This window comes from Streptomyces sp. NPDC002698 (assembly GCF_042888945.1).
Taxonomy (GTDB): Bacteria; Actinomycetota; Actinomycetes; order Streptomycetales; family Streptomycetaceae; genus Streptomyces.
Genome location: NZ_JBIAQM010000033.1, coordinates 43,175 through 54,978, shown reverse-complemented (window position 1 = coordinate 54,978; position 11,804 = coordinate 43,175). Strand labels below are relative to the sequence as shown.

Sequence of the window (11,804 nt, the reverse complement as noted above, 5' to 3'; positions counted from 1 at the left end):
GTCCACACAAGGGACCCCGGCGCGCTCCCGACCGGAGGGTGGGCACCGTGCGGATGTACCCGGAGCCGACGGGCGAGGTGCGCATGAGTCTGTCACTGCGCTTCGCCGCCGGATCGCACAAAGGCATGATCCGCGAGGGCAACGAGGACTCGGGCTACGCCGGTCCCCGCCTGCTCGCGATCGCCGACGGGATGGGCGGCCAGGCCGCCGGTGAGGTCGCCAGCTCCGAGGTGATCTCCACCATCGTCGCGCTCGACGACGACGTACCCGGATCCGACATCCTCACCTCCCTCGGCACCGCCGTTCAGCGTGCCAACGACCAGCTCCGGCTGATGGTCGAGGAGGACCCGCAGCTCGAGGGCATGGGCACCACGCTCACCGCCCTGCTGTGGACCGGCCAGCGGCTCGGTCTCGTCCACGTCGGCGACTCCCGCGCGTACCTGCTGCGGGACGGCGTGCTCACGCAGATCACCCAGGACCACACCTGGGTGCAGCGCCTCGTCGACGAGGGCCGCATCACCGAGGAGGAGGCCACCACCCACCCGCAGCGCTCCCTGCTGATGCGCGCGCTGGGCAGTGGCGACCACGTCGAGCCCGACCTCTCGATCCGCGAGGTCCGCGCCGGCGACCGGTACCTGATCTGCTCCGACGGCCTCAGCGGTGTCGTCTCCCACCAGACGATGGAAGACACCCTCGCCAGCTACCAGGGCCCGCAGGAGACCGTGCAGGAGCTCATCCAGCTCGCGCTGCGCGGCGGCGGCCCCGACAACATCACCGTCATCGTGGCCGATGTCCTCGACATCGACTCCGGCGACACCCTCGCGGCACAGCTCTCCGACACCCCTGTGGTGGTCGGCGCCGTCGCCGAGAACCAGCTCCAGCCGCACGACAACGGCGCCATGCAGACGCCCGCCGGCCGTGCCTCCGGCCTCGGCCGGCCCGTGCCCGGACAGGGCGGCGGCGAGTTCGGCCCGCCCGGCAGCGGCGACACCACCGGCTACGTCTCCACCAGCAGTTTCGGCGACTACTCGGACGACGACTTCGTCAAGCCGCGCGGCGGACGCAGGTGGCTGAAGCGATCCTTCTACGTCATCCTGACGCTCGCCGTCATCGGAGGCGGCCTGTACGGCGGCTACCGCTGGACGCAGACGCAGTACTACGTCGGCGCCCAGGACGAACACGTCGCCCTCTACCGCGGCATCAGCCAGGACCTGGCCTGGGTCTCGCTCTCGAAGGTGGAGAAGAACCACCCCGAGATCGAACTCAAGTACCTGCCGCCGTACCAGCAGAAGCAGGTAAAGGCGACCATCACCGAAGGCGGCCTCGCGGACGCGCAGGCGAAGATCGACGAACTCGCCGTGCAGGCCTCCGCCTGCCGCAAGGACGCGCAGCGCCGCGCCGCCGAGAGCCAGAACAGCGCGAAGCCCAGTTCGGGCAAGGCCGACGGAACCACGGGAACCACAAAGACCTCTCTGACGTCCAAGGCCACGTCCAGCCCGAGCCCGACCCCGTCGAGCTCGGCACCCTCGTCCTCCAAGTCCACGACCGCACCCACTCCCACACCCGGCCCCAGCCTCTCCACCGAGGAGCAGAAGCTGGTCTCGCTGTGCGGTAAGCAGTAAGAAGCCGTGAGGGGCCCTGTCACACGATGAGCAGTAGTACGAACACGCCGACACACCACACGTCCACGATCGGGTCGATCGGCGCACCCAGCCGACGCAACACCGAACTGGCCTTGCTGGTGTTCGCGGTCGTCATCCCGGTCTTCGCCTACGCCAACGTGGGCCTGGCCATCGACGACAAGGTGCCCACCGGCCTGCTGAGCTACGGCCTGGGCCTCGGCCTGCTGGCCGGCGTCGCCCACCTCGCGGTGCGCAAGTTCGCTCCGTACGCGGACCCGCTGCTGCTTCCGCTGGCCACGCTGCTGAACGGCCTCGGCCTGGTGATGATCTGGCGTCTCGACCAGTCCAAACTGCTCCAGTCGATCAACCAGGCGGGCAACGCGGCACCACGCCAGCTGCTGTACACGGCGCTGGCCATCGCCCTGTTCGTCGCCGTGCTGTTCTTCCTGAAGGACCACCGCGTCCTGCAGCGCTACACCTACATCTCCATGGTCGGTGCCCTGGTCCTGCTGCTGCTCCCGCTGGTACCGGGCCTCGGCGCCGACCTCACCTACGGCGCCAAGATCTGGATCTCGGTCGCCGGATTCTCCATCCAGCCCGGTGAGTTCGCGAAGATCGTGCTGGCGGTCTTCTTCGCCGGCTACCTGATGGTCAAGCGCGACGCGCTGGCCCTGGCCAGCCGCCGCTTCATGGGCCTGTACCTGCCCCGCGGCCGCGACCTCGGCCCGATCCTCGTGGTCTGGTTCATCTCGATCCTGATCCTGGTCTTCGAGACCGACCTCGGTACGTCGCTGCTGTTCTTCGGCATGTTCGTGATCATGCTGTACGTCGCCACCGAGCGGACCAGCTGGATCGTCTTCGGTCTGCTGATGTCCGCGGCCGGCGCCGTCGGTGTGGCGAGCTTCGAACCGCACGTCCAGACCCGTGTGCAGGCCTGGCTCGACCCGATGCGCGAGTACACGCTCAGCCGGGCCGGGACCACCGACGGCATCCTCCACTCCGAGCAGGCCATGCAAGCCCTGTGGGCCTTCGGCTCCGGCGGCACGCTCGGCACCGGCCTCGGCCAGGGCCACTCCGAGCTCATCCGGTTCGCCGCCAACTCCGACTTCATCCTCGCCACGTTCGGCGAGGAACTGGGTCTGGCGGGCGTCATGGCGATCCTGCTGGTCTACGGCCTGATCGTCGAGCGCGGCATCCGCACCGCCCTCGCCGCCCGCGACCCGTTCGGCAAGCTCCTCGCCGTCGGCCTGTCCGGCGCCTTCGCCCTCCAGGTCTTCGTGGTCGCCGGCGGCGTCATGGGCCTGATCCCGCTGACCGGTATGACCATGCCGTTCCTCGCCTCCGGCGGTTCTTCCGTCATCGCCAACTGGGCCCTGATCGCCATCCTGATCCGCATCAGCGACACCGCCCGACGCCCGGCACCCGCTCCCGCCCCCAGCCCCGACGCCGAGATGACCCAGGTGGTCCGCCCGTGAACAAGCCCCTGCGCCGGATCGCGATCTTCTGCGGGCTCCTCGTCCTCGCCCTGCTGCTGCGCGACAACTACATCCAGTACGTCCAGGCGGACAGCCTGCGGACCGACCCGCAGAACCGCCGCGTCGCCATCGAGCGGTACGCCACCCCGCGCGGCGACATCATCGTCGACGGCAACCCGATCACCGGGGCCACCGAGACGAAGAAGAACGGCGTCAACGACTTCGCCTGGAAGCGCACCTACAAGGACGGCGCCATGTGGGCGCCGGTCACCGGGTACGCCTCGCAGGCCTTCGACGCCTCCCAGCTGGAGAAGCTGGACGACGGCATACTCACCGGCAACGACGACCGGCTCTTCTTCCGCAACACCCTCGACATGATCACGGGCAAGGGCAAGCAGGGCGGCAACGTCGTCACCACGCTCAACGCCGCCGCGCAGAAGGCCGCCTACAAGGGCCTGCTGAGCCGGGGCAAGGGCGCCGTCGCCGCGATCAACCCGCAGACCGGCGCGATCCTGGCGCTGGCCTCCACCCCGTCGTACGACCCCTCCTCCTTCGCCGGAAACACCAACAGCGACGCGAAGGCCTGGAACAAGCTCCAGAAGAAGAACAACCCCGACGACCCGATGCTCAACCGGGCGCTGCGCGAGACCTACCCGCCCGGCTCCACCTTCAAGGTGGTCACCGCGGCGGCGGCCCTGGAGAACGGCCTGTACACGACGGCGGACGAGCGCACCGACACCCCGCTGCCGTACATCCTGAAGGGCACCCGGACCGAGCTGAAGAACGAGGGGAACATCCCCTGCAAGGACGCGACCATGCGGATCGCGCTCCGCTACTCGTGCAACACCGTCTTCGGCAAGATCGGCACCGACCTCGGCAAGGACAAGATGCTGGCGGAGGCCGAGAAGTTCGGCTTCGGCTCCGAGCAGCTCACCCCGGTGCGCTCCAACGCCTCCGTCTTCCCCAAGTCGATGGACCCGGCGCAGACCGCGCTCAGCTCCATCGGCCAGTTCGAGACCGCCGCGACCCCGCTGCAGATGGCCATGGTGGCCTCCGCCGTGGCCAACCAGGGCACGCTCATGAAGCCCTACATGGTGGACAAGCTGCAGGCGCCCAGCCTGGACGTCATCTCGCAGACCGAGCCGGAGAAGCTGAGCCAGCCGCTCTCGGAGTCCAACGCCCAGATCCTTCAGTCCATGATGGAGACGGTCGTCAAGGAGGGCACCGGTACGAAGGCGCAGATCTCCGGCATCACCGTCGGTGGCAAGACCGGTACCGCCCAGCACGGTGTCGCCAACAGTGAGAAGCCTTACGCGTGGTTCATCTCCTACGCCAAGCTCCCCGACGGCAGCTCCCCGGTCGCCGTGGCCGTGGTCGTGGAGGACGGCAGCGCCAACCGTGGCGACATCTCGGGTGGTGGTCTCGCCGCCCCCATCGCGAGGGACGTGATGAAGGCAGTCATCGACAGCAAGAAGTGACCCCGATCACGTCCCCATCACATCGGTGCACGTTGCGATACCGGTCCTGTCACGGGTGACGCTCTAGGCCAGGTCACACAAGCCGATCCGGGTACGGTATGCCCGGACAGCACACCGCCGGACCACACAAAGGTGCGGTCGGGACCGACGGAGAGGGCTGGTAGGTAGCTATGGAAGAGCCGCGTCGCCTCGGCGGCCGGTACGAGCTGGGCCACGTGCTCGGCCGTGGTGGCATGGCGGAGGTCTACCTCGCGCATGACACCCGGCTCGGCCGTACGGTGGCGGTGAAGACGCTGCGGGCCGACCTCGCACGTGACCCGTCGTTCCAGGCCCGGTTCCGCCGGGAGGCCCAGTCGGCCGCCTCGCTCAACCATCCCGCGATCGTCGCCGTCTACGACACGGGTGAGGACTACATCGACAACACCTCCATCCCGTACATCGTGATGGAGTACGTCGACGGGTCCACGCTGCGCGAGCTGCTGCACTCGGGCCGCAGACTGCTGCCCGAGCGGTCGATGGAGATGACCATCGGCATCCTCCAGGCCCTGGAGTACTCGCACCGCGCCGGCATCGTCCACCGCGACATCAAGCCCGCCAACGTCATGCTGACGCGCAACGGCCAGGTCAAGGTCATGGACTTCGGCATCGCCCGTGCCATGGGCGACGCCGGCATGACGATGACGCAGACGGCCGCGGTCATCGGCACGGCCCAGTACCTCTCTCCCGAGCAGGCGAAGGGCGAGCAGGTCGACGCCCGCTCGGACCTCTACTCCACCGGCTGTCTGCTGTACGAGCTGCTGACCGTGCGCCCGCCCTTCGTGGGCGACTCCCCGGTGGCCGTCGCGTACCAGCACGTCCGCGAGGAGCCCCAGCCCCCGTCGGTCTTCGACCCCGAGATCACGCCCGAGATGGACGCGATCGTGCTGCGGGCCCTCGTCAAGGACCCGGACTACCGCTACCAGTCCGCCGACGAGATGCGCGCCGACATCGAGGCCTGCCTCGACGGCCAGCCCGTCGCGGCCAGCGCCGCCATGGGCTCGGTCGGCTACGGCTACGGCGACGACCAGCCGACGACGGCCCTGCGCTCCTCGGACGCCCAGGCCACGTCGATGCTGCCGCCGATGAACCCGGACGACGGTGGCTACGGCTACGACGACCGCCCGGACCGGCGTCGGCAGAAGAAGAACAACACCTCGACGATCCTCCTGGTCGTCGCGGGTGTCCTGGTGCTCATCGGCGCGATCCTGATCGGGAAGTACGCGTTCTCGGGCAAGGGAACGGGCGGCGACGCGTTCAAGGTGCCCAACTTCGTGAGCCAGACGCTGGCGGACGCCAAGAAACAGGCGGAGAACCGCGATCTGACGCTCGTCCCCACCCGCAAGGCGTGCGAGAGCGAACCCAAGGGCAACATCTGCTCGCAGGACCCGCCCTTCGGCTCGACGGTGAACAAGGGCGACACGATCAACGTGGTCGTGTCCACCGGAGCGCCGAAGGTGGCGGTGCCCAACGTCACGGGCAAGACCCTGGACGAGGCCAAGTCGATCCTCGAGGACGACAAGTACGGGTTCACGGTGAATCCCAAGTACGAGGAGTCCGAGGAGGAGCCGAACACGGTCCTCGAGCAGAACCCGAGTCTCGGTGACGAGGTGGAGAAGGGGTCGACCATCACCCTGACCGTCTCCAAGGAGAAGAAGCAGTCCACTGTCCCGGACGTCTCCGGCAAGAACTGTGACCAGGCCAAGGCGCAGATGACGGCCAACAACCTCGTGGGCGAGTGCGTCGACACGGAGACCGACGACCAGAACCTGGTCGGCAAGGTCATCCAGACGACCCCGGCGGCCAACACCCAGGCGGACCCCGGCTCCAAGGTGCAGATCCAGATCGGCAAGGCCAAGCAGCAGTCGACGGTGCCGGGCGTCGTCGGCAAGACGGTGGCCGAGGCGCGACAGATCCTTCAGGGTGCCGGCTTCAACAACATCCAGTTCGCCCAGGGCAGCGACGGAAGCGACGACGCCAGGGTGATCGCCCAGGACCCGGTCGCGAACGGCCCGGTCAACGGCAGCCCGGACAACACGACGGTCACGCTGACCACGGTGAAGTTCGGCAACAACGGCGGCAACAACAACGGTGGCGGCCTCTTCGGCGGCAACGACGGATAGGCCCCACCAAGGACCGCACTCGGGCGACCGAGGGAAAGGGCCCCGGCACTCTTGAGTGCCGGGGCCCTTTCCCTCGGTCGCGAGACCGCGGGCCGACGACCGCCGGCCGTCGGCCCGTCGGAGAACCGCGGTCCTGCGAGGACGTCATGGTGATCCGGTCGCGCGCGTTCTCGTCGCGACTCGGGCCGGCTCATGCCGGGAGTGGTCACGCGTCACTGCCGCACTGCCCGACAGCCGACAGCCGACAGCCGACAGCCGACAGCCGATGGGCTAACGCAATTCCTTCGGAAGCGTCCGGGCGTTGTCGACCTTGTCCACGCGCTCCAGTTCGCCCCACACCACGTAGCGGTAGCGGGAGGTGTACACCGGGGTGCAGGTCGTCAGGGTGATGTAGTGGCCGGGCTTCTTCTTGCCGGATTCCTTCGGGACCGTCTGGAGAACCTTGACGTTGTACTTCGAGGTCTCCGGGAGGATGTCGAAGACCTTGTAGACGTACCACTTGTCCCGGGTCTCGAAGACGATCGCGTCGCCCATGCCGATCTTGTCGATGTTGTGGAACTTGGCGCCGTGGCCGTCCCGGTGGGCGGCGAGGGTGAAGTTGCCGTTCTTGCCGGTCATCGGCAGGGACGACTTGACGGGTTCCGTGTAGTAGCCGGCGACGCCGTCGTTGAGGATCTTCGTCGCCGTGCCCTTCTCGACCAGGACCTCGCCGTTCTTCATCGCCGGGACGTGCAGGAAGCCGATGCCGTCCTGGGTGTCCAGCGCGCCCGGACCGCTCGGGGCCTGCGCCCAGTGGTCGCGGACCTTGTCCCCCTGCTTGTGCGCCTCGCGGTCGGCGACGACGTTCGTCCACCACAGCGAGTAGACGACGAACAGGCCGAGCACCAGCCCCACCGTGATGAGGAGTTCACCGAAGACGCTGACCGTCGTCGCGAACCATCCCATGGGCCGGCGCCCGCCGGGCACCTCGCCGGAGGCCGCGTACCCGGCCGCCGATCCGGCGCGTTCGTCGTGGTCGGTCCTCGCTGCCACTGTTCATCTGCCCCGTCTGGTCTGTCTCAGGTTGTCTCTCGTGCACGTCCCGCCCGCGCACGCGCTTGTCCCCACGCGCGCCGGCGTCCGTCCTCAGCCGAGCAGCGCGTCGGGCTTGCCCTTGCTGCGCGGCCGGTCCTCGACCATCTTGCCCCAGACGATCATCCGGTACTTACTGGTGAACTCCGGTGTGCAGGTGGTCAGTGTGATGTAGCGGCCCGGACCGGTGAAACCCGAACCCTTGGGGATCGGGTCGAGCACGCTCGTGTTGCTCGGACTCGTCGCCGGCAGGATCGACGCCATCTTGTAGACGTAGTAGTCGTCCTGTGTCTCGACGACGATCTCGTCGCCCGGCTTGAGGCGGTTGACGTAACGGAACGGTTCGCCGTGGGTGTTGCGGTGCCCGGCGAGCGCGAAGTTGCCGGTCTTGGCGTCGGGCATCGCCGTCTTGAGGGGCGCCTCGCCGTAGTGACCGACCATGCCGCGGTCGAGCACCTTCGGCTTGCTGATGCCCTCCGCGATCGGCACGACCACGTCCAGCTTCGGGATGTGCAGGATGGCGAAGCCCTGCCCGGGCGAGAACGCCCCCGGATTGCGCTTGCCGTTCGCCCAGTCCTGCTGAAGGCTGCTCGCCTCGCTGCCCGCCTGCTGGTGCGCCCGCACGTTCGACCACCAGAGCTGGTAGGTCACGAACAGCAGCATCAGCACGCCGGAGGTGATGAACACCTCGCCGACCATCCGGCTCACGAGGACCGCCCCGCCCGGTTTCGACGCCCGCGCCGCGCGCCGGGCGTCCATCCGGCTCCGAGGGGCCCCTACGGCCCCCTGAGCCGCTTCCTGCAGCTCGTGGGGGTCCTGGGGCCCTCCGTGCCGTCCGTGGCGCCTGGCGGCCTTACGGCGGGCCGCACGCCCCTCCGCGGCGGGACCGTCCTCGCTGTCGGCCGGCCGCGCGCGGCGCTGCGTCCTCACGGGCGGGTCGGAAAGACGCAACGCGACCGTCTCGTCGTCCAACGGCGGCCTCGGTACCACCGGTTCGGGCATCGGCTCCGCCACGGGAGCGGCCACCGGTCCGCGGTAATGGGCGGCCGCGGGCTCCTGGTAGTACGGGGCGTACGCCCGCTCGTACTCGTCCGCGTACGACGGTGCCGACGCCGGGCCGGAAGGCATCGCCTGAGCTTGCGCCTGCGCCTGGGCCTGGGCCTGTGCTTGAGCCTGCGCCTGGGCTTGCGCTTGTGCCTGAGCGGCATACGCCTGTGCCTGCGCCGCCTGGGCGGCCTGCACCTGCGCGGCCTGCATCCGGGCGGCCTGCTCCTGCTGCTGTGCGGCGTACCAGTCGGGTCCGTACCCGCCGTGGCCGTAGCCCTGCTGCGGCGCGACCTGGCCCTGTCCCGGGCCCTGGCCGGGCAGCGGATCCGTCAGCGGGTCCGCGAGCCCTCCGACCGCCGCCTCGAACGCGCCAGCGCCCCCGTACGCGGCCTCGCCGCCGTAGGGGGAGCTGTCGCGCTCGGGGCGCAGCGCGGTCACGCCGTGGCCCTGCCCACCACCGGGGCGAGCCCCGCCGATCTCGCCACGGCCACCTTGTCACCGCACTCGAGCAGCCAGTTGGCGAGCATCCGGTGGCCGTGCTCGGTCAGCACCGACTCCGGGTGGAACTGCACACCCTCGACCGGCAGTTCACGGTGCCTGAGACCCATGACGATCCCGTCGTGGGTACGGGCCGTGACCTCCAGCTCGGCCGGGACCGTCTCCGGCTCGGCCGCCAGCGAGTGGTAGCGGGTCGCCGTGAAGGGCGACGGCAGCCCGGCGAAGACGCCCTTGCCCTGGTGCTCCACGAGGGAGGTCTTCCCGTGCAGCAGCTCGGGTGCCCGGTCGACCACACCCCCGTACGCCACCTGCATCGACTGCATCCCGAGGCAGACACCGAAGACGGGGACCCCGGTCGCGGCGCAGTGCCGGACCATGTCGATGCAGACACCGGCCTGTTCGGGAGCGCCGGGCCCCGGGGACAGGAGTACACCGTCGAAGCCGTCCTGGGCGTGCGCGGTCGACACCTCGTCGTTGCGCAGCACCTCGCACTCCGCGCCCAACTGGTACAGGTACTGGACCAGGTTGAAGACGAAGCTGTCGTAGTTGTCCACAACGAGGATGCGCGTGCTCACTGGTTGTCCACCGTCACATCGTTGAAGGGCAGCAGCGGTTCGGCCCACGGGAAGACGTACTGGAAGAGCACGTAGACCACCGCCAGGACGAGCACGAGTGAGATCAGCGCCCTCACCCACGCGCTCCCCGGCAGATGCCGCCAGATCCAGCCGTACATGCCGTCCCTTCCGTCGCCGTACGCCAACAGACTAACGGCGCAGAGCCGCCGGTTTCCCTGCCTCCACAGGCTGTGTGGAGTCAAGATGTGCCCAGACGATCAACCGATGGCTGTGCCCCCACTCCGGATCGCACGTGGTCAGCGTGAGATAGCGCCCCGGGCGCGTATACCCGGACTTACGTGGCACAGGGTCGATCACCTCAATGGCGGAGGGCACCGTTTTGTAGGGGCCTTTGTCGATCCGATACGTGAACCAGGTCGTCCCGTCCGTCAGCACCACCGCATCACCCCGCCGGAGCTCGGGAAAGTCCTTGAACGGATCGCCGTACGTGCGCCGGTGACCCGCGACCGAGAAGTTGCCCTCCTGGCCGAGCTGGGCGGTCCCCCGGTAGTGGCCGAGCCCCTTCTTCAGCACCTGCGTGGCCGTGCCCTCGAGCACGGGCTTGTTCCACGTGGAACCAAGACGCGGGATGTACATGACCGCGAAGGGGCCGCCGTACTCGTAGGGGCCGGGCTCCTTCGGGCTCTCGGTGGCCGTCCCGCCGGCACTGCCCGTACCTCCCGAAGAGTCCGGTCCTGGCTCCGGCGACCGGGCCACCGCGCCCTTCGCCCACTGCTTCTGGAGCACCTCGATCTGGTGGTCCATCGCGCTGTCGGCCTTGACCCCCGTCCAGAACAACACGTAGACGACGAAGAGCACGATCAGGGTGCCGATGGTCAGACACAGCTCACTGATCGCCCTGACGACCACTCGCACCGACACAAGGCCCCCCGGCGGCAGCTCGCTCTCAGGTTTCGCCCACTGCTCCGCGAGGTCCGGCGCCTACTCCACGGGCTTCGCGTAGTGGAGATCCACTGTGCCCGAGTAGCCGGGAAGAGTCACCGTCCCGTTCTCCTCGACTTTCCAGCCGAGCCCGTAGACGTTGACGTACACCATGTAGTTCTGGATCGCGGGGGAGGACGCGAGCGACTTCTGGAGCTTCGCCGGGTCCCCGATGGCGGTGATCTTGTACGGGGGCGAATAGACGCGGCCCTGCAGGATCAGGGTGTTGCCGACACAGCGCACGGCGCTGGTGGAGATCAGCCGCTGGTCCATCACCTTGATGCCCTTGGCGCCGCCCTGCCACAGGGCGTTCACCACCGCCTGGAGGTCCTGCTGGTGGATGACGAGGTAGTCGGGCTGCGGCTCGGGGTAGCCGGGAAGCTTCGCCGTCGCGTTGGGCGGGGCGTCATCGAGCGTGACCGTGACGGCCTCGCCCTTGACCTTCTGGGTGCCCGCGTTCTTCTCCAGCGCCGCGAGCCGCGCGTCCCCGGCCGCGCTGCTGCCGGGGACGCTGCCGGCGAGGCCGTCCACATCGCGGCGCAGGGCGCCGTTGGACTCGTCCAGCGTCGCGTTCTTGTGGCTGCGCTCCTGAATCAGGTCGGAGAGCTTCAGCAGAGACGAATCCGTACGGATGTTCGTACCCTTGGCCGTATCGAAACTCGTGAAGAAGATGAGGCCCGCGAGGGCGAAGACGGCCACCGTGAGGACACGTACCGGCCGGAAACGTCGCGTACCGCCAGGACTGGAATTCGTCCCGGGGGAGTCGGCAGAATTGCTCAACGTACCCTTATCTCCTTCGGCGCCGCGGAAGCACTACGCTAACGGACGCCCGGGGGAGCGCTCAGTGTCCCCTTGTACGCTGCCCCGGAGCCCGCCCCCAGTTCCCTGCGCGGCCACG

Annotated in this window: 10 protein-coding genes; 4 read left to right on the top strand and 6 right to left on the bottom strand. The window is 68.6% G+C overall.

Annotated features, from left to right (window positions below; all coding sequences use genetic code 11):
* Positions 1–83 precede the first annotated feature (83 nt).
* From ACFYW9_RS32430 to pknB, 4 genes are all read left to right on the top strand, one after another.
* Positions 84–1,622 (top strand): Stp1/IreP family PP2C-type Ser/Thr phosphatase, encoded by a 1,539-nt coding sequence (locus ACFYW9_RS32430; protein WP_387299192.1) that lies wholly within the window; start codon positions 84–86, stop codon positions 1,620–1,622.
* 26 nt (positions 1,623–1,648) lie between these two features.
* On the top strand, positions 1,649–3,097 hold the full coding sequence (locus tag ACFYW9_RS32425) for an FtsW/RodA/SpoVE family cell cycle protein (protein WP_389157947.1): 1,449 nt from the start codon (positions 1,649–1,651) through the stop codon (positions 3,095–3,097).
* A complete protein-coding gene (locus tag ACFYW9_RS32420; protein WP_389157944.1) occupies positions 3,094–4,575 on the top strand; it encodes a peptidoglycan D,D-transpeptidase FtsI family protein in 1,482 nt (493 codons plus the stop codon). Before ACFYW9_RS32425 ends, ACFYW9_RS32420 begins: the two co-directional genes overlap by 4 nt.
* 170 nt (positions 4,576–4,745) lie before the next feature.
* Positions 4,746–6,734, top strand: a complete 1,989-nt coding sequence (gene pknB, locus ACFYW9_RS32415; RefSeq protein WP_389157941.1) for a Stk1 family PASTA domain-containing Ser/Thr kinase — start codon at positions 4,746–4,748, stop codon at positions 6,732–6,734.
* A gap of 270 nt (positions 6,735–7,004) precedes the next feature.
* Here the strand turns inward: pknB and ACFYW9_RS32410 are convergent, their stop codons facing one another.
* From ACFYW9_RS32410 to ACFYW9_RS32385, 6 genes are all read right to left on the bottom strand, one after another.
* On the bottom strand, positions 7,005–7,766 hold the full coding sequence (locus ACFYW9_RS32410) for a class E sortase (protein WP_389157938.1): 762 nt from the start codon (positions 7,764–7,766) through the stop codon (positions 7,005–7,007).
* A gap of 93 nt (positions 7,767–7,859) precedes the next feature.
* On the bottom strand, positions 7,860–9,290 hold the full coding sequence (locus ACFYW9_RS32405; RefSeq protein WP_389157935.1) for a class E sortase: 1,431 nt from the start codon (positions 9,288–9,290) through the stop codon (positions 7,860–7,862).
* Complete coding sequence (locus ACFYW9_RS32400) at positions 9,287–9,925, bottom strand: aminodeoxychorismate/anthranilate synthase component II (RefSeq protein WP_266760638.1); 639 nt, start codon at positions 9,923–9,925, stop codon at positions 9,287–9,289. Before ACFYW9_RS32400 ends, ACFYW9_RS32405 begins: the two co-directional genes overlap by 4 nt.
* The gene (locus ACFYW9_RS32395; RefSeq protein WP_351869280.1) at positions 9,922–10,083 is read right to left on the bottom strand and encodes a hypothetical protein; all 162 of its coding nucleotides are present in this window, start codon (positions 10,081–10,083) and stop codon (positions 9,922–9,924) included. The genes ACFYW9_RS32400 and ACFYW9_RS32395 overlap by 4 nt, the downstream gene beginning before the upstream one ends.
* Before the next feature lie 31 nt (positions 10,084–10,114).
* Positions 10,115–10,840, bottom strand: a complete 726-nt coding sequence (locus ACFYW9_RS32390; RefSeq protein WP_389158019.1) for a class E sortase — start codon at positions 10,838–10,840, stop codon at positions 10,115–10,117.
* A gap of 66 nt (positions 10,841–10,906) precedes the next feature.
* Positions 10,907–11,686 carry a DUF881 domain-containing protein gene (locus ACFYW9_RS32385; protein WP_351869283.1) on the bottom strand — a complete coding sequence of 260 codons (780 nt, stop codon included), beginning with the start codon at positions 11,684–11,686 and terminating at the stop codon, positions 10,907–10,909.
* Between the last annotated feature and the right edge of the window lie 118 nt (positions 11,687–11,804).

What these genes read in the sequence shown, in the direction of transcription:
- ACFYW9_RS32430 (WP_387299192.1), top strand. Translation starts at nt 84, where the DNA reads ATGAGTCTGTCACTGCGCTTCGCCGCCGGATCGCACAAAGGCATGATC.
- ACFYW9_RS32425 (WP_389157947.1), top strand. Translation starts at nt 1,649, where the DNA reads ATGAGCAGTAGTACGAACACGCCGACACACCACACGTCCACGATCGGG.
- pknB (WP_389157941.1), top strand. Translation starts at nt 4,746, where the DNA reads ATGGAAGAGCCGCGTCGCCTCGGCGGCCGGTACGAGCTGGGCCACGTG.
- ACFYW9_RS32395 (WP_351869280.1), bottom strand. Translation starts at nt 10,083, where the DNA reads ATGTACGGCTGGATCTGGCGGCATCTGCCGGGGAGCGCGTGGGTGAGG.